This is a genomic window from Halomonas sp. DN3, from assembly GCF_024137905.1.
Lineage (GTDB): Bacteria > Pseudomonadota > Gammaproteobacteria > Pseudomonadales > Halomonadaceae > Halomonas > Halomonas litopenaei.
Genome location: NZ_CP099965.1, coordinates 2,561,504 through 2,578,601, shown reverse-complemented (window position 1 = coordinate 2,578,601; position 17,098 = coordinate 2,561,504). Strand labels below are relative to the sequence as shown.

13 protein-coding genes are annotated in these 17,098 nt (G+C 65.3%); 2 read left to right on the top strand and 11 right to left on the bottom strand.

All coding sequences use genetic code 11. The annotated features are described in order from the left end of the window. Positions 1 to 145: 145 nt before the first annotated feature. From NKF27_RS11055 to NKF27_RS11030, 6 genes are all read right to left on the bottom strand, one after another. The gene (locus NKF27_RS11055; RefSeq protein WP_253551610.1) at positions 146 to 1,306 is read right to left on the bottom strand and encodes a fumarylacetoacetate hydrolase family protein; all 1,161 of its coding nucleotides are present in this window, start codon (positions 1,304 to 1,306) and stop codon (positions 146 to 148) included. Between the two features lie 39 nt (positions 1,307 to 1,345). Next, positions 1,346 to 2,767 carry an FAD-binding oxidoreductase gene (locus NKF27_RS11050; RefSeq protein ID WP_045995048.1) on the bottom strand — a complete coding sequence of 474 codons (1,422 nt, stop codon included), beginning with the start codon at positions 2,765 to 2,767 and terminating at the stop codon, positions 1,346 to 1,348. 58 nt (positions 2,768 to 2,825) lie between these two features. Then, positions 2,826 to 4,082, bottom strand: coding sequence for a TRAP transporter large permease (locus tag NKF27_RS11045; protein ID WP_124804836.1), 1,257 nt, complete (start codon positions 4,080 to 4,082; stop codon positions 2,826 to 2,828). Then, a complete protein-coding gene (locus tag NKF27_RS11040) occupies positions 4,079 to 4,570 on the bottom strand; it encodes a TRAP transporter small permease (RefSeq protein ID WP_045995049.1) in 492 nt (163 codons plus the stop codon). The genes NKF27_RS11045 and NKF27_RS11040 overlap by 4 nt, the downstream gene beginning before the upstream one ends. A gap of 59 nt (positions 4,571 to 4,629) precedes the next feature. Continuing rightward, the gene (locus NKF27_RS11035; RefSeq protein WP_108133190.1) at positions 4,630 to 5,718 is read right to left on the bottom strand and encodes a TRAP transporter substrate-binding protein; all 1,089 of its coding nucleotides are present in this window, start codon (positions 5,716 to 5,718) and stop codon (positions 4,630 to 4,632) included. 119 nt (positions 5,719 to 5,837) lie between these two features. Beyond that, positions 5,838 to 7,151, bottom strand: a complete 1,314-nt coding sequence (locus tag NKF27_RS11030) for an L-fuconate dehydratase (protein ID WP_045995055.1) — start codon at positions 7,149 to 7,151, stop codon at positions 5,838 to 5,840. Positions 7,152 to 7,415: 264 nt separating this feature from the next. Between NKF27_RS11030 and NKF27_RS11025 the strand changes: the two genes are divergently transcribed. Further along, entirely contained in the window at positions 7,416 to 8,348 is a 933-nt protein-coding gene (locus tag NKF27_RS11025; protein ID WP_253551608.1) for a LysR family transcriptional regulator, read from the top strand. 530 nt (positions 8,349 to 8,878) lie between these two features. Here the strand turns inward: NKF27_RS11025 and NKF27_RS11020 are convergent. The 5 genes from NKF27_RS11020 to NKF27_RS11000 all read right to left on the bottom strand — a co-directional run bounded on the left by NKF27_RS11020 (position 8,879) and on the right by NKF27_RS11000 (position 14,979). Further along, on the bottom strand, positions 8,879 to 10,456 hold the full coding sequence (locus tag NKF27_RS11020) for an aldehyde dehydrogenase (NADP(+)) (protein ID WP_108133191.1): 1,578 nt from the start codon (positions 10,454 to 10,456) through the stop codon (positions 8,879 to 8,881). A gap of 131 nt (positions 10,457 to 10,587) precedes the next feature. Further along, positions 10,588 to 11,604 carry an AraD1 family protein gene (gene araD1 / locus NKF27_RS11015; protein WP_253551606.1) on the bottom strand — a complete coding sequence of 339 codons (1,017 nt, stop codon included), beginning with the start codon at positions 11,602 to 11,604 and terminating at the stop codon, positions 10,588 to 10,590. Positions 11,605 to 11,780: 176 nt separating this feature from the next. Beyond that, positions 11,781 to 13,085: a TRAP transporter large permease subunit gene (locus NKF27_RS11010; RefSeq protein WP_253551604.1), complete on the bottom strand. Its 1,305-nt coding sequence runs from the start codon at positions 13,083 to 13,085 to the stop codon at positions 11,781 to 11,783. Then, positions 13,085 to 13,792, bottom strand: coding sequence for a TRAP transporter small permease subunit (locus tag NKF27_RS11005; RefSeq protein WP_253551602.1), 708 nt, complete (start codon positions 13,790 to 13,792; stop codon positions 13,085 to 13,087). Before NKF27_RS11005 ends, NKF27_RS11010 begins: the two co-directional genes overlap by 1 nt. Before the next feature lie 152 nt (positions 13,793 to 13,944). After that, positions 13,945 to 14,979: a TRAP transporter substrate-binding protein gene (locus NKF27_RS11000; RefSeq protein WP_045994710.1), complete on the bottom strand. Its 1,035-nt coding sequence runs from the start codon at positions 14,977 to 14,979 to the stop codon at positions 13,945 to 13,947. Positions 14,980 to 15,220: 241 nt separating this feature from the next. Here NKF27_RS11000 and NKF27_RS10995 point away from each other — a divergent pair, with 241 nt between their 5' ends. Next, positions 15,221 to 17,032 (top strand): IlvD/Edd family dehydratase, encoded by a 1,812-nt coding sequence (locus tag NKF27_RS10995; RefSeq protein ID WP_253551600.1) that lies wholly within the window; start codon positions 15,221 to 15,223, stop codon positions 17,030 to 17,032. The last annotated feature ends 66 nt before the right edge of the window (positions 17,033 to 17,098 follow it).

The window sequence follows — 17,098 nt, the reverse complement described above, 5'->3', positions numbered from 1 at the left end:
ATGTCCGGCGCGGGAACTCGCATACCGCATGCGCAAATGCTTGAGTAGCAGCGCGTAATGGCACAGTTGGCGGCCAGAAACAAAAAAAGCCTCGCCGAGGGCGAGGCAGAAGGGAGATGTCGGTTCGTGCGGGTCTTGCGTGGTGTCAGCCGCGCTGGTGGGCGAGCCAGGCGCGGATACCGTAGGTCCAGGGGGGCAGCTGGTCGGAGCGTTCGACGCGATTGACCAGTGCGCCCAGGCGAGGCGTCGAGATGGTGACCACATCACCCAGGTGATGGGTAAAGCCCTGACCGGGCCCGTCGCGGTCCTGAATCGGCGAGAACATGGTGCCGAGAAACAGCATGAAGCCATCGGGGTACTGGTGATGGGCGCCGATGGTCTGGCCGACCAGATCCAGCGGGTCGCGGCTGATCTCGCGCATGTCGCTCTGGTCTTCCAGCAGGAAGTCGTCGTCGTTGCCCTCGATGCGCAGGCTGACCATCGCCGAGCGCACGTCGTCGATCGAGAAGTGGTCATCGAACAGGCGAATGAAGGGCCCGATGGCACAGGAGGCGTTGTTATCCTTGGCCTTGCCCAGCAGCAGGGCGCTGCGTCCTTCGACATCGCGCAGATTGACGTCATTGCCCAGCGTCGCGCCGCGGGCGTTGCCCTTTGCATCCACCGCCAGCACGATCTCGGGCTCGGGGTTGTTCCAGCGCGATGACGGGTGCAGCCCCACCGCCGCGCCCTGGCCCACCGCGGACAGCGGCTGCGACTTGGTGAAGACCTCGGCGTCGGGGCCGATGCCGACCTCCATGTACTGGGACCAGGCGCCACGGGACTGAAGCTCGGCCTTGAGCGCCATGGCCTCGTCGGAGCCGGGACGGATCTTCGACAGGTCACCGCCGATCACGCGCTTGAGTTCCTCGCGCAGCTCGCCGGCGCGGGTGGCGTCGCCACCGGCCTGCTCCTCGATGACGCGTTCCAGCAGGCTGACCGCGAAGGTCACTCCACAGGCCTTGATCGCCTGGACGTCGCAGGGGGCGAGCAGGTGAGGGGCGCGCTGGGGTGTCTGGCAGGAATTTTCCAGCAGGCTGTCCAGGCTACCCAGGGACTCGCCCTCGGCGTTGGCGATCAGCTCGGCGGCGTCGTCGCGTTCGAGCAGGTCGGCCATGACATTGATGGTGGCCGACAGGTCGATAAGCTGGCCGTCGCGAACGGTTACCAGGACGGGGCCTCGCTGGTCGTCGCGCCACACTCGGCCGACCAGCAGGGCACGGTCGGCGTCGTCGGGCAGGATGTCGCGGGCGGTAAGGCGGGGACTCATGTTAGGGCCTCTATCTGTTGAAAAGGGGAAGTCGATGGCTCAGCGCTGCATTCTCGGCAGGATGCGTCCGGGGCTCATCAGGCCGCGGGGGTCCAGCAGGCGCTTCAGGCCACGCATGATGTCATGCTCCGGCGCCGACAGGCTTTCGAGGAAGTAGGGCTGCTTGACGCGACCGATGCCGTGCTCGGCGCTGATGCTGCCGTCGAACTCGGCGACAATGGCAAACAGCTGCTCTTCCAGCTCATGCAGCAGACTGCGCTTGTCATCGTCGTCCAGATGCGCCGGCGGCAGGATATTGAAGTGCAGGTTGCCATCGCCGACGTGGCCGTAGGCGATGACCTGAGAGTCCGGCGAGGCCTCGGCGATCGCCGCCTCCGCCTGGTCATGGAAGGCGGTAAGCTGCGAGATCGGCAGCGAGACATCGGTACGCAGGTGCTCGCCGCGGCGCTGCTGGCCTTCCAGCATGGCCTCGCGCAGCTGCCATAGCTGGGCCGCTTGGGTGTCGCTTGTGGCCAGCACACCATCCTCCAGCAGGCCGTCCTCGAGTCCTCGCTCGAATAGCGCCTCGATCATGCTGTCGAGATCGGCAGGCCCGCTGGCGGCGACTTCCATCAGCACGTACACCGGGTGGGGTGCATCCAGCGGGTCCGGCAGTGAGGGATCGGCCTCCAGGGCAAGCTCCATGCAGGCCCGCGGAATCAGCTCGAAGGCGGTCAGCAGGTCGCAGCAGCTGCGTCTTGCCTGGGCGTAGAGTTTCAGCACCGAGGCCACGTCGGGGCAGCCGATCAGCGCCGTGCGTGTCACCTGGGGGCGGGGGTAGAGCTTGAGTACCGCGCCGGTGACGATGCCCAGGGTACCCTCGGCGCCGATGAACAGCTGCTTCAGGTCGTAGCCGGTGTTGTTCTTGTGCAGTGCCTTCATGTCGTCGAGCAGACGGCCGTCCGGCAGTGCTACCTCGATACCCAGTACCAGCTGGCGCATCATGCCGTAGCGCAGCACGTTAAGGCCGCCGGCGTTGGTGGCGATATTGCCGCCGATCTGGCAGCTGCCCTGGGCGCCGAGGGCCAGCGGAAAGGTGCAATCCTCGGCCTCGGCGGCGTCCTTGATGGTCTGCAGTACGCAGCCGGCGTCGACGCTCACGGTGAAGTTGATCGGATCGATGGAGCGAATTTTATTAAGCCGCTCCAGGCTGATGACCAGCTCCGGTGTCTGGCTGTCCGGCAGGGCACCTTCGACCAGACCGCTGCCGCCGCCCTGGGGGACCACCGGAATATCGTGGCGATGGCAGTAGCCGAGTACCTGCGCCACCTGCTCAGAGGTCGCCGGGCGAGCCACCGCCAACGGCAGACCGCCGCGGGCGCCGGCCCAGTCGACCCGATAGCGCTCGAGGTCGTCTGTCAGCACGCCGGTGCTGCCCAGGGTCTCTCGCAGAAAGGTCAGCAGGTCGTCGTTGGCGCTCATCGGGGGCTTCTCCGCTTGGCGGGCGGCCAGGGGCCGCCCAGGTTGTTCAAGTTCGGGGTTATCGGAACCACAGCACCACTCCAGGGAACAGCAGGAACACGACCAGCAGTGCCACCAGGGTGAAGTAGAAGGGCAGCAGGCTCTTGACCAGGCTTTCCATGCCGACCTTGCCGACGCCACAGCCGACATAGAGCACGGTGCCCACCGGCGGGGTGATCAGGCCGATACCCAGGATGAAGGACATCAGCACGCCGAAGTACACCGGGTCGATGCCAAGCTTCACTACCACCGGCGTCATCAGCGGTGCCAGGATCACCATGGCAGGGGTCAGGTCCATGAAGAAGCCCACCACCAGCAGGAAGGCCGACAGGATCAGCAGCAGCAGAAGCTTGTTCTCGGTGATGGCCGACAGGCTCACTACCAGTTGCTGGGGAATCATGTTGGCGGTCAGAAGCCAGGCCAGCACGCTGGCGAAGGCCAGCAGCAGCATGACCACCCCTGTCAGTCGACCGGTGCTCACGCACAGCTCGAAGAAGCGCTTGAGCGACAGGCTGCGATAGACGAAGAAGGACACCGCAAAGGCATACACCAGCGCGATGGCGGCGCTCTCGGTGGGGGTGAAGACCCCGGTGAGGATGCCCCCGACGATGATCACCGGCAGCAGCAGCGCCAGGATGGCGTCCTTGAGGGCACTGGCGAGCTCCGGGAAGGAGAAGGCCTGGCCCTTGCCGTTCTTGCGTGACTGCACGTAGGTGGTGGCCGCCAGTCCCAGGGTGATCAGGATACCGGGCACGATGCCGGCCAGGAACAGCTGGGAGATCGAGGTGTTGGTGACCACGCCGAACAGGATCATCGGGATAGACGGCGGGATGATGATGCCGACCACCGAGGCCGCGACCACGATGGCGGTGGCCATGGGCGCGCTGTAGCGATGCTGCTTCATCGGCTCGATCATCATGCTGCCGACCGCCGAGGCGTCGGCCACGGCGGAGCCGCTGATGCCGCCGAAGAACATCGAGGTCATCACCGCCACCTGACCCAGACCGCCGGCGACGAAGCCGACCATGGCGCTGGCCAGTCGGACCAGACGGGTGGCGATGCCGCCCTCGCTCATCACCTCGCCGACCAGGATGAACAGCGGAATGGCCAGCAGCGGAAAGGAGTCCAGGCCATTCACCGCCTGGGCGACGATGGGCGACAGCGAATAGTCGGAATAGAAGAAGATGAACAGGCTGATGGCGCCGAGGCCAAACGAGATCGGCATGCCAATGACGATGCAGATGGCAAGTCCGATAAGGATGCTCCACAGGATCATGGTTCGGACCTCCTGAGCAGGGCCACCAGGGCCAGGGTGTTGGCGATCAGGGTCAGCCCTGCCATCACCGGCATGGCGCTATAGAGCCAGGTCTTGGGGATGCCGAGCATGGGGGTGGCGCTGGTATAGCCGGAGATCAGCTCCTTGAAGCCGAGCAGGATGCAGATGCAGACGAGGTAGATCACCGCCACGGCGGTCAGTCCCAGCACGCGGCGCAGCCCGGCCGGGGCCAGGTCCTTGAAGTAGGTCACCGCCACGTGTTCCTTCTCGAGGCTGCCGAGCCCGGCGCCAAGCAGTACCAGCCAGATGAACAGCACCCGGGACAGCTCCTCGGCCCAGGCGTAGGAGGTATTGAGCACGAAGCGACCGAAGACGTTGGCGGTCACGCAGAACACCACGCCGAGCACCAGCAATCCGACGGCGATGCGCAGCGTGGTAATCAACCACCCCAGGAGTCCCGGGGTGGAAGTGGAGGATAGGGTGGTCATGGGTCACCTCCGTGGTGACGACGACCCCGCCGCCGACAGTGGCGGGGTCGGGCTAGGGCTTACTGGGAAACAGCGCGGATATCGTCGATCAGCTCTCCGCCGATCTTCTCGCGCCACTCGTCATAGACCGGCGACAGGGTCTCCTGGAAGGTGGCCACCTGTTCCGGGGTCAGCTCGGTGATGTTCATGCCCTCGTCCATCAGCTCCTGCTTGATCTGGTCGTTGAGGGTGCGGCTGACTTCACGCTGGTAGTCGCCCATCTGCTTGGCGGCGTCGGACAGCAGATCCTGATAGCCCTCGGGCAGACGGCTCCAGAAGCGCTCGGAGACCAGGGTGATAAAGGGCGTGTAGACGTGGTTGGACTCGGTGGCGTAGTCCTGCACTTCGTTGAACTTGGACGATTGAATGGTGATCCAGGGGTTCTCCTGGCCGTCGACCACGCCCTGCTCGAGGGCGGTGAACAGCTCGGCGAAGGACATCGGCGTCGGGTTGGCGCCCAGGGTCTTCCAGATATCCAGGTGGATCGGGTTCTGCATGGTCCTGACCTTGAGGCCATCCAGATCCTCGGGCGAGGCCACCGCGTTCTGGCTGTTGGTCAGCTGGCGATAGCCGTTCTCGGCCCAGCCGAGGGCCTTGAGTCCATTGGTGCTGGCGGTTTCCAGCATGCGATCACCGATCTCGCCGTCGAGCACCTCGTCGGCCACTTCCGGGGTGGGGAACAGGAACGGCAGGTCGAAGACCGCGAACTCCGGGAACATGTTGACCAGCGGCGACGTGGACGGCGAGGTCATCTCCAGGGTGCCGGACTGGAGCGCGCTGACCGCCTGGAGGTCATCGCCAAGCTGTGCGCTGTGGAACAGCTCGACCTGGATATGGCCGTCGCTGCGTGCCTCGACGATGTCCTCGAAGTACTCTAGGCCACGGTACTGGGCGCCGGACTGGGTGGTGCCGATGCTGAACTTGAGGGTGTAGTCGTTGCCGTCACCTTCGGCCACGGGTCCGTCGACCTCGGGGATCGGCGGCATCTCGCTGGCGGCCTGGGCGGTGGCAACACCACCCAGCGTCAGGCTGCCGATGGTCAGGGCGGCGATGGCCGCGCCCAGGCGGCGACGGGTGAAGGGGGCGACGGACGTTGTGATTGTTGTCATGCTTCTCTCCAATTTGCGTGGCGTGCTGGCCATTGCGTAGCGCTCTGGCCCTTGCTTGGCGTGCTGGCCAGCGGCCCCGGGAAGCGTTTCATCCCGGGGCCGCTGGCCGGTGGAGCGGCTCAGGCGTCTTGCCAGGCCGCGCCTTCGGGGTAGCGATGCATCTCGAGGGACTCGGGCTTCATGGTGATGCTGTAGCCCGGCGCCTCGGGCACCAGGTAGCGACCCTGACGGATACGCACCGGGTCGACAAAGTGCTCGTGCAGGTGGTCGACGTACTCCAGCAGGCGACCTTCCAGCGAACCGGAGACGGCGATGTAGTCGAACAGGGAGATGTGCTGGGTGTATTCGCACAGGCCCACGCCGCCGCCGTGGGGGCAGATCGGCACGCCGTACTTGGCCGCCAGCAGCACCACGATGATGACCTCGTTGAGCCCGCCCAGACGCGCCGCGTCGAGCTGACAGAAGTCGATCGCGCCGGCCTGCAGCAACTGCTTGAACATCACCCGGTTGTGGCAGTGCTCGCCGGTGGCGACGCCGATGCCACCCTCCAGGCCGCCCCTGAGGCGACGACGGATCTCGGCGTGACCGAGGATGTCGTCGGGGCTGGTGGGCTCCTCGATCCAGTGAGGATTGAACTCTGCCAGACGGCGCATGTTGACGATGGTCTCGTCCACATCCCACATCTGGTTGGCGTCCATCATCAGGGTGCGTTGTTCGCCGATCTCCTCGCGCAGGATCGCCGCGCGCCGGCGATCTTCCTCGATGTCGCCACCGACCTTCTGCTTGAAGTGCTGCCAGCCCTCGGCCAGGGCTTCGCGGCACAGTCGACGCATCTTTTCCTCGGAATAGCCAAGCCAGCCTGCGGAGGTGGTATAGCCGGGGTAGCCCTCGGCCTTCATCTCGGCCTCGCGCTCGCCCTTGGTGCCGGCCTTGCGACGCAGCAGGGCGATGGCCTCCTCGGGGGTGATGGCGTCGGTGACGAAGCGGAAGTCCAGGCAGCGCACCAGCTGTTCCGGGCTCATGTCGACCAGCAGCTTCCAGATCGGCTTGCCTTCACGCTTGGCCCACAGGTCCCAGATAGCATTGACCAGGGCGGCGCTGGCCAGGTGCATCACGCCCTTTTCCGGACCCAGCCAGCGCAGCTGGCTATCGCCACTGGTCAGCTCGCGCCAGAAGGTGCCCATGTTCGCGGTGATGTCCTCGAGCTTGCGGCCCACCAGGGTGGGTGCCAGGGCGTTGACCGCAGCGACGCAGAGATCATTGCCGCGGCCGATGGTGAAACTCAGACCGTGGCCCTCGTCTTCCTGATCGGTGTGCAGGATGACGTAGGTGGCCGAGTAGTCCGGTGCCTCGTTCATGGCATCGGAGCCATCGAGCTGGCGTGAGGTGGGGAAGCGGATATCGCGGGCGTCGACCCGAGTGATGGTGGTCATGCTGGCGGCCTTGTGGTGAATATTGTTGGTTGTCCGACGAGTGGCCAGGGAAAGCATCATGGGCGTCGATCAGCGGTTGGCTGCTTGCGGAAAGCGCCTCCCTCTCTGGTTGCTCTCCCGTTCCTCTGTTGCTGCTGTCTCGTCGTTCTATTGTCAGTGAGGGCAGTCTAAACAGAGCGCTAAAAGAACGGCCAATCCAAGTTTTTGGCCATTTGATAACCTCAGGTTATCATGTGTTTTTCAATCATCAGGATGATGCGCTACATGCCCCATGACAGCGGTATTCACGCCAAGACGTGGCTACGGATCAGGCATATGGTATTGCTGGTCGCCTTGGACGAAAGTCGTAACATGCACGCGGCTGCAAGGCAGCTGAATATCAGCCAGCCGGCGGCCAGCAAGATGCTCAAGGACATAGAGGGATTTCTCGGAATACCGCTGTTTCTGCGTGAGCCCGGGCGGATGGAGCCGACCGACGCCGGTGTGACGGTATTGCGCTATGCACGGCGTCTGCTCAACGACACCGATCGGCTGGTCGAGGAACTGGCTTCACTGCGCGAAGGTGGGCACGGTCGGCTGGCGCTTGGCTCGGTACCCGGTGCCGCCCCGGTGATGTTGCCAAGGGCCATGGCGGAGCTGAAGTCGCACCGGCCGCGGCTCGCCATCTCGTTGATCGAGAACTCCAGCGATCGACTGCTGGTGGATCTCGAATACAAGCTGCTCGACGCCGTCATCGGCCGCTACACCGAGCCGTCCCAGCGTCATCTGTTCGACTTTCTGCCGCTCAAGGAGGAGCCGGTGTCGGTGGTGGCGCGACCCGACCATCCGCTGTGTCAGGGGACGCCTGAGTTGGCCGAGGTGGCGCGCTGGCCCTGGGTGCTGCACCCCATGGCGAGCCCCATGCGCGGGTTGTTCGAGGCGGCCCTGGCCGAGGCCGGCGTCGCCTCGCCGCGCAACGTCATCGAGACCACCTCCACCCAGGCCTCGCTTCAGCTGGTGGCGAGTACTGATACCCTGTCGCTGTTGCCAAGCTCGGTGGTCAAGACCACCTTCTCTCAAGGCCGTTTCGCGGTACTGCCGCTGACCATCGGTGAGCCGCTGGGCTACTACGGCGTGCTCACGCGCAAGGGCGAGCCCTGGCCTGAACTGCTGACCGAGTTTGTCGCCAGCCTGGTCGGAGAAGAGGATGCGCCCTGAGCAATATCGTGGGCAGGAATGATCGTGGGCGTGAAAGGATGTTTCTGGGATGTCTTGGCCAATAAGTTGGGCGTTTCATGCCGGCAATAATGGCCAAGATATTCGCCGAATAAGCGTGAAATGTTACCGGCGGTTTATCGGATGTGATCGCAAAGGCAGGAGGAGGCGGTGGCGGGAGGATGTCTGGATAGGTAGTTGGATAGGTGTCTTGATAAGCGACGTGATGTGGGGGTAAGTGTGCCAATAGCCGTCGTTGAATCATGAGCCAAGGCAGTCGTTCCCTGCGTGTCTTTATCGGGGGATTCGGGCCGCAGGACGATGACAGAAAGACGGGGCCATAAAGACCGGGACAGAATGACAAGAACAAGAAAAAGAAGACGAGACAGGAGGCGCCGATGATCGGCGCCTCCGTCCGTTCGCTTCAACCATGGCTTCAGCTACGTCTTCAGCCATGTCTTCAGCGATGTTTTCAGCCATGTCTTCAACTACGTCATTTCAAGACCCTTGGTTGAAGACGTGTGCCAGGCGGTTTACGCCTCGCGCTTGCCGTCCACCAGGCGGCTGACGTTCAGCGGGTTGCCGTCCTTGAGCGCCTGCGGCAGCAGGGCGTCCGGCAGGTTCTGATAGCACACCGGGCGCAGGAAGCGGTGGATGGCGGCGCTGCCCACCGAGGTGGTGCGCGAGTCAGAGGTGGCCGGATAGGGGCCACCGTGGACCATGGCGTGGCACACCTCGACCCCGGTGGGCCAGCCGTTGGCCATCACCCGTCCGGCACGCCGCTCGAGGATCGGCAGCAGGCCACGGGCCGCGTCGATGTCGCCGTCGTCCATCTGCAGGGTCGCGGTCAGCTGGCCCTCGAGGCCCTCGGCCAGTGCCTTGACCTCGTCCAGGTCGGCACACTCGACCACCAGCGAGGTCGAACCGAACACCTCGGCCTGCAGCGCCTCATCATTGAGGAAGTCGCTGGCCTTGGCCACGAACAGGCCGGCCTGGCACTGGTTGGGTCCGTCGCCCTGGGGGCCGCGCGCCACTTCACGGGCCTTGTCGCTGCCGCCCAGGGTGTTGACTCCCTGGGTGTAGGCGTCGTGGATGCCCGGCGTCAGCATGGTCTGTGCGCCGGCACCCTTGACCGCTTCGGCGGCGGCCTCGACGAAGCCGTCCAGCGCCTCGCCCTTGACCGCGATCACCAGCCCCGGGTTGGTGCAGAACTGGCCGGCCCCCATGGTCAGCGAGCCGACGAAGGCCTCACCCAGCTCCTTGCCACGGGCCTTGAGCGCCTCGGGCAGCAGGAACACCGGATTGATCGAGCTCATCTCGGCGTACACCGGGATCGGCTCGGGACGCGCCTGGGCGGTCTTCATCAGGGCGGTGCCACCGCTGCGCGAGCCGGTGAAGCCCACCGCCTTGATCCGCGCGTCGCTGACCAGGCCCTGGCCGACCTCGCGACCGGAACCGAACAGCAGCGAGAACACGCCTTCCGGCAGTTCACAGCGGGCCACCGCCTTCTGCAGCGCGCGGCCGACCAACTCGGAGGTGCCGGGGTGGGCGGAGTGGGCCTTGACCACGACCGGACAGCCGGCGGCCAGGGCGGAGGCGGTGTCGCCACCGGCCACCGAGAACGCCAGCGGGAAGTTGGAAGCGCCGAACACCGCCACCGGACCCAGCGCGATATGGCGCTGGCGCAGGTCGACCCGCGGCATCGGTTCACGGTCCGGCAGGGCCGGATCGTGCCGCACGTCGAGCCATTCGCCGGCGCGCACCACCGAGGCGAACAGGCGCAGCTGGCCGCAGGTACGGCCGCGCTCGCCCTGCAGACGTGCCTGGGGCAGGCCGGACTCCTGCATGGCGCGCTCGATCAGGGTGTCACCGAGCGCCTCGATCTCGTCGGCGATGGTCTCGAGAAAGGTCGCACGGGCCTCGAGGCCGGTCTCGCGGTAGCTATCGAAGGCCGCCCAGGCCAGTTCGCAGGCGCGCTCGACCTCGGCCTTGGAACCTGCCTTGTAGCCAGGCTCGAGGGTCTCACCGGTGGCCGGATTGACGGCGTGGATGGGCTCGCCCTTGGCCTCGACGGCCTGGCTGCCGATCAGCTGCTTTCCTTCCAGAGTCATGTTGGCTCCTTTTCGCTTGCGGGGATGGGGTTGTCGGTGTGCTGTCTGGTACCAGTGTCAACGCCGGCTCGACCTGCGTTCAATGCTCGTGTCGTCATTGTTCGGGACAGTCGAAGCCTGTCTCCGGTCGATTACATCGGCGTGACGCTGGTCTGTTCTTCGTCCTCGGTGGGCGGCGCCAGCGGATTGCGCAGTGGACGCCCGAAGGCCGGTAGCTCGATCTCGTAGCGCTCGCCCGGTTTGACACTGACACCGTCGGCGAAGCTCAGGGTGGCGGTGCCGAAAAAATGGACGTGGACGTCACCGGGCCGACGGAAACCTGGGTACTTGAAGTGGTGGTGCTCCAGGTTGGCGATGCTGTGCGCCATGTTGTCCTCGCCGGTCAAGAACGGCTTCTCCCACAGGGTCTCGCCGTCTCTGGTGATACGCGAAGTACCCTCCAGATGAGAGGGTAGTTCACCGATCAGCAGTTCGGGGCCGAAACTGCAGGCGCGAAGCTTCGAGTGGGCCAGCCACAGGTAGTTGTAGCGTTCGGTGATGTGATCCGAGAATTCGTTGCCGATGGCGAAGCCCAGCCGATGGGGGAGGCCCTGATCATCGATGAGGTAGAGCCCGGCGAGTTCGGGCTCTTCGCCTGCATCCTCGGCAAAGGATGGCCAGGGCAGCGGCGCCTCGGGGGCCACCACGCAGTCGCCATCCCCCTTGTAGAACCACTCGGGCTGGGCGCCCACCTGGCCTTCGGCGGGCTTGCCGCCCTCGACGCCGAGCCTGAACATGCGCATGGAATCGGTCAGCTGGGCGTCGTCGGTTTCGGACGAGTCGGCGTGCATGGCGCTGCGGGTATCGGCGCTGCCCAGATGGGTCAGGCCGGTGCCGGTGACCAGGCAGTGCGCGGGATCCGGATGGGTCAGCGGCGGCAGTAGCTGACCGCTCGCGACCAGATCGGCGTAGTCGAGGGTCTCGTCACCGAGGCTTTCCTTGAGCGTGGTCGCCAGGCCCTTGCCCTCGGCCAGCGCACGGCGTGCCAGGGTATAGGTGTCGGCGTCGGTCAGTCGCACACGGTCCGGTCCTTCGACCAGGGCGGCCCTGACGCTGCCCTGGTGGCGGCACTGGATGATGCGAAGGGTCTCGGGGGTGTCATGATGCATGGCGATATCCTTGCGTGACGTGGGCGCCTTGTCCCGGTTCACGGTTGGCCCCAGAGGCATCTTACGCCTCTGGGGTGGTGTATGGTCAACATACAAAGGTATGGGTTGACGTTATGGAAAGGTGGCTTTGCTGGCGTCTAGCCTGGCGCCTGGTCTCGGAGAGGGGCCGATCCGCTTCATTGCACCAGCCACATGGCCATCTCGGGCCACACCAGCAGCGCCGCGAGTACACATAGCTGCAGGGCGATAAAGGGCAGCACCGAGACGAAGATGTCCTTGAGGCTGATCTCCGGTGGCGCCACGCCCTTCAGGTAGAAGGCCGCGGGCCCGAACGGCGGCGACAGGAAGGACACCTGCATGTTTACCGCGAACAGGATGCCGAACCAGATCGGGCTGTAGCCCAGCTGCACGATGATCGGCACGAAGATCGGCAGGGTCAGCATGGCCACCCCGATCCAGTCGAGGAACATGCCGAGCACGATCAGGATCTCCATCATCACCAGAATGATCACGATGGGCGAGACGTCCAGATCCATGATCATGCCGGAGATGAAGCGGTTGCCGCCCATCAGGTTGTAGACCCCGACCAGGGCGGCGGCGCCGATGCCGATCCAGATGATCATGCCGCAGGTCACCAGAGTCTGGGACAGGCTCTGGTGCATCATCGAGAACGAGAACTCGCCCCGGGCCAGCACCGCCAGCAGCACGCCGAACACGCCCATGGCCGCCGCCTCGGTGACCGAGGCCACGCCGCCGTAGATCGAGCCCAGCACCATGAAGGCGATCAGCGCCGGCACGATGATCGAGCGCAGCGCGGCGCCCCTGGAGGCGAAGCCGGCGTTGCGGTCCTCCTCGCTCATCGGCGGGCCCATGGCGGGGTTGCGCAGGCAGCGCACCAGCACATAACCGATGTAGGACAGCATCAGGATCACCGCCGGGGTGATCGCCGCGGTAAACAGGTCGGCGATGGAGACGCTGGCGATCAGGCCGTAGATGATCAGCACGATGGACGGCGGCATCATGGTACCGAGCGCCCCGCCGGCGCAGACCACGCCGATCGACAGGTGCTTGTCGTAGCCGAGGCGGAGCATCTGCGGCAGCGCCAGGATGCCGAGCAGCACGATCTCGCCGCCGATGATGCCGGACAGCGCGGCCAGGAAGAACGCCACCACCACGGTCTGCACGGCGACGCCCCCGGGCAGTCGCCCGGCGAACACACGCATGGCGTTGAACAGATCCTTGGCGATGCCCGATCGGTCGAGCAGCGAGGCCATCAGCACGAACATCGGCACCGCCACCAGCGAGTACTCGGTGACGAAGCCGTAGACCCGGCTGGTCACCAGCGGCAGGGCGTTGGAGCCGAACCAGCCGAAGGTAAAGGCCAGCGCCACCAGGCCGGTAATAAAGGCCAGCGGCAGGCCGGTGACCAGCAGCGCGAAGATGGCGCCGACCAGCAGCAGGGTTCCGTCTGCGATGCTCATCAGTCAGCGCCTCCTTCGGGTGCGTCGGGGGCGGGCTTGCCCTTGATCGACTGGATCAGGTGGATCAGCGCCTGGACGCACATGATCGCCACCGCGGCGAGGATCATGCCCTTGACCAGGGCCGGGAACGGCGGGTTCCAGGAGGTGCCGGAGCGCTCCAGTTGCCACTCGCCGAGGGGGTTGTGGGAGGCGCCGTAGAACATCACCCAGGCGGCGTAGGTCATGCCCAGGCAGAAGCCGAAGGTGACCAGGTCATTGAAGCGGTCGAGCCACAGCCGGAACCTCGGGCCCACGGCGTCGTAGAGCACCTTGACCCGGATATGGCGGTTGGAGGCCAGCGCCGCCGGGCCGCCGAGACAGAAGCTGACCGCCACCAGCATGACCACGGTCTCGTGGACCCAGGAGGTGGGCGCGCCGAAGCCGTAGCGCATGATCACCTCATAGACGCTGATGGCCATGGCGATGAACACCAGCCAGGCGGCGAACTGGGCCACCCGGACCACGCCACGATCGAAACGACTGCGCACCACATCGGGGGCACGCTCGGGCGTCCTGTCCGTTGACGGGTCGGGGTTCGGGCCGCGAGAAGGCTCGGGTGAAGGATCATGCGAAGGCTCGTGCGAAGGCTCTTGTGACGGATCAGGCGGCCGCCCGGCGCCGTCATGTGGCGATCCGGCGGGGGTGTTGTGGGAGGAGGGAGGCGTCATGGTTGCTCCAGGCCGCTGGCGGCGTTGGTCAACAGGTTGAAGGTCACGACCACGGGGGCGGTCAGCAAGTCGTCACGGATCTGCCCCCCGGTGTCAGCAGGCTGGACCGGGGGGCAGGGCCCCCATCGGGGGGACAGGACGGCTGGCGAGGCTTACAGTTGGCCGCGGGCGGTCAGGAAGCCGGTGGCGGCGTCGTAGACCTTCTGGGTCATCTCGTTCTTGCCGGCCCACTCCTGCCATTCCTGTTCAGCCGCCTGACGGAAGGCCTTGCGTTCTTCGTCGGGCAGGTCGAACGGGTGAACCTCCGGGTCCTCCTGGAGACGGGCAAGCGCTTCGATATCCTGGGCCTTGAGTCGGGCGATCAGGTCGTAGGCCATGGCGTCGAAGGCGGTCTCGAGGGTGGTCTGAAGGTCTTCGGGCAGGCCGTCCCAGATATCCTTGTTCACCGATACCGCGATCATCGGCATGGAGTGGAAGCCCGGGTACAGCGGGTAGGGCGCAAAGGCGTGGAGGCCCTGGGCGTCGTTGTTCGACAGCACCGTGGAGTCGGCGGCGTCGATCACGCCCTTCTCAAGGCCGGTGTAGACCTCGGAGCCCGGCAGGTTGACCGGCGTGGCGCCGATGCGCTCGAAGATGTTGTAGACCATGCCCTGGGGCGCACGAATCTTGAGTCCCTCGAAGTCTTCCAGCGACTCGATGGCCACCGTGGACGGGATCGACTCCAGCGGGAAGGTCGCCGCCGCCACCAGATGGGCGCCGTAGGGCTCCACCAGCTCGTTGTAGAGATCTTCGCCGCCGGCGTTGTTCATGAACTCGAGGAAGTCATAGGGGTCGTTCCAGGCGCCCACCAGGTTGCCGAGCATGCCGAAGGCCGGGTTCTGGCCGGAGAAGTAGCTGGGGTCGGTCATATGGCCCTGCAGGATGCCGGAACTCACCGCCTGCAGGGTTTCGGTGGGACCGACCACCGAGTTGATCGGCAACACCTCGATGGCCACACGGCCATCGGTCATGGTCTCGATGCGCTCGGCCCACTCCTGCTTGATCTTGAAGCTCGGCTCGCCGGCGGTCTCGGAGGCCTGGAAGGTCCACTCGTATTCGGCGGCCTGGGCACTGGCGGCAGCAGTGATGGCGATGGATGCCGCACCGATGGAGGCGGCAAGACGGGAAAGCCTGGGGATAGCTCGCATGGTCGATCTCCCTGATGAGAGCGTGATCGTTATTGGTGTGGCGGCAAGTCTTGACCGAGTTGCGAGTATGTTCAACATATACTTTCGTATGTGTGTACTTTGTGACGCCCGCGACGTAGGCTTGCCCAGGACCCGACGAGCGGGTCGGTATTCGCCATGACGTCAAAGGCCAGCGATTGGCCCGAGACAGCAGGCAGACCGGTTGCCGCTCGCCCCGTGACAGAGTTGAAGGAGCCAGGCAATGGCCGATAGTGATCAGGATTCCCCAAGCGTGGGTGTCGAGGCAGCAAGCGACGAAGCGGCGACCGAAGTGCCCCGGAAGGCACGCTTTCGTAGCGCCGAGTGGTTCGGCAGTGCGGACAAGAACGGCTTCATGTACCGCAGCTGGATGAAGAATCAGGGGATTCCTGACCACGAATTCGATGGCCGCCCGATCATCGGCATCTGCAACACCTTCTCCGAGCTCACGCCGTGCAACGCCCACTTCCGCAAGCTGGCCGAGCACGTCAAGAAGGGGGTGCTGGAGGCGGGCGGCTACCCGGTGGAGTTCCCGGTGTTCTCCAACGGCGAATCCAATCTGCGTCCCACCGCCATGTTCACCCGCAACCTGGCGAGCATGGACGTGGAGGAGGCCATTCGCGGCAATCCACTGGACGGCGTGGTGTTATTGACCGGCTGCGACAAGACCACTCCGGCGCTGTTGATGGGGGCGGCCAGCTGCGACATCCCGGCCATCGTGGTCACCGGCGGGCCGATGCTCAACGGCAAGCACAAGGGCCGGGATATCGGCTCCGGCACCGTGGTCTGGCAGTTGTCCGAGGAGGTCAAGGCAGGCAAGATCTCGATCCACGACTTCATGGCTGCAGAGGCCGGCATGTCACGCTCCGCCGGCACCTGCAACACCATGGGCACGGCCTCCACCATGGCCTGCATGGCGGAATCGCTTGGCGTATCGCTGCCCCACAATGCGGCGATTCCTGCGGTGGACTCGCGCCGCTATGTGCTGGCGCACCTGTCGGGCAATCGCATCGTCGACATGGTCAAGGAGGACCTGCGGTTGTCTCGGGTGCTGACCCGGGAGGCCTTCGAGAACGCCATTCGCACCAACGCCGCCATCGGTGGCTCGACCAATGCGGTGATCCACCTCAAGGCGATCGCCGGACGCATGGGCGTCGAGCTCGAGCTCGATGACTGGAACCGGGTAGGGCGTGGCACCCCGACCATCGTCGACCTGCAGCCGTCGGGGCGCTTTCTGATGGAGGAGTTCTACTACGCCGGCGGGCTTCCGGCGGTGCTGCGGCGCCTCGGTGAGGCAGACCGCCTGCCCCACAAGGAGGCGCTGACGGTCAACGGCCAGACCCTGTGGGACAACGTCAAGGATGCGCCGCTCTACAACGATCAGGTGATTCGTGAGCTGGACAACCCGCTGGTGGACGACGGTGGCATGTGCGTGCTGCGCGGCAACCTGGCGCCCAAGGGAGCGGTGCTCAAGCCCTCGGCGGCGAGCCCCGAGCTGATGCGTCACCGTGGTCGCGCGGTGGTGTTCGAGAACTTCGACGACTACAAGGCGCGGATCAATGACCCGGATCTGGAGGTCGATGCCGACAGCGTGCTGGTGATGAAGCACTGCGGTCCCAAGGGCTACCACGGCATGGCCGAGGTGGGCAACATGGGCCTGCCGGCGAAGCTCCTGGCCCAGGGCGTGACCGACATGGTGCGGATCTCGGACGCTCGCATGAGCGGTACCGCCTATGGCACCGTGGTCCTGCATGTGGCGCCGGAGGCGGCGGCCGGCGGTCCCCTGGCGGCGGTAGAGAACGGCGACTGGATCGAGCTGGATGCCTACGACGGGCGTCTGCATCTGGACGTCGACGAGGCCGAGCTCGAGCGGCGCCTGTCCGCCAGCGATCCCACCGAGGCGTCGCGCCGTATCGCCTCCAGCGGCGGCTACCGTCAGCTCTACATCGAGCACGTGCTGCAGGCCGATGAAGGCTGCGACTTCGACTTTCTGGTGGGCTGTCGTGGCGCGGACGTTCCGCGACACTCCCACTGAGCGCCCCGACCTTCGCACCCAATGGCAGACCGTTGCCGCTCGCATGCCGGCGGCAACCGCAGGAGA

Coding starts and splice junctions, on each gene's coding strand:
- NKF27_RS11010 (WP_253551604.1), bottom strand. CDS start 13,085: ATGAGCATCGCAGACGGAACCCTGCTGCTGGTCGGCGCCATCTTCGCG.
- NKF27_RS10995 (WP_253551600.1), top strand. CDS start 15,221: ATGGCCGATAGTGATCAGGATTCCCCAAGCGTGGGTGTCGAGGCAGCA.
- NKF27_RS11025 (WP_253551608.1), top strand. CDS start 7,416: ATGCCCCATGACAGCGGTATTCACGCCAAGACGTGGCTACGGATCAGG.
- NKF27_RS11050 (WP_045995048.1), bottom strand. CDS start 2,767: ATGAGCGCCAACGACGACCTGCTGACCTTTCTGCGAGAGACCCTGGGC.
- NKF27_RS11045 (WP_124804836.1), bottom strand. CDS start 4,082: ATGATCCTGTGGAGCATCCTTATCGGACTTGCCATCTGCATCGTCATT.
- NKF27_RS11055 (WP_253551610.1), bottom strand. CDS start 1,306: ATGAGTCCCCGCCTTACCGCCCGCGACATCCTGCCCGACGACGCCGAC.
- araD1 (WP_253551606.1), bottom strand. CDS start 11,604: ATGCATCATGACACCCCCGAGACCCTTCGCATCATCCAGTGCCGCCAC.
- NKF27_RS11040 (WP_045995049.1), bottom strand. CDS start 4,570: ATGACCACCCTATCCTCCACTTCCACCCCGGGACTCCTGGGGTGGTTG.
- NKF27_RS11035 (WP_108133190.1), bottom strand. CDS start 5,718: ATGACAACAATCACAACGTCCGTCGCCCCCTTCACCCGTCGCCGCCTG.
- NKF27_RS11030 (WP_045995055.1), bottom strand. CDS start 7,151: ATGACCACCATCACTCGGGTCGACGCCCGCGATATCCGCTTCCCCACC.
- NKF27_RS11000 (WP_045994710.1), bottom strand. CDS start 14,979: ATGCGAGCTATCCCCAGGCTTTCCCGTCTTGCCGCCTCCATCGGTGCG.
- NKF27_RS11005 (WP_253551602.1), bottom strand. CDS start 13,792: ATGACGCCTCCCTCCTCCCACAACACCCCCGCCGGATCGCCACATGAC.
- NKF27_RS11020 (WP_108133191.1), bottom strand. CDS start 10,456: ATGACTCTGGAAGGAAAGCAGCTGATCGGCAGCCAGGCCGTCGAGGCC.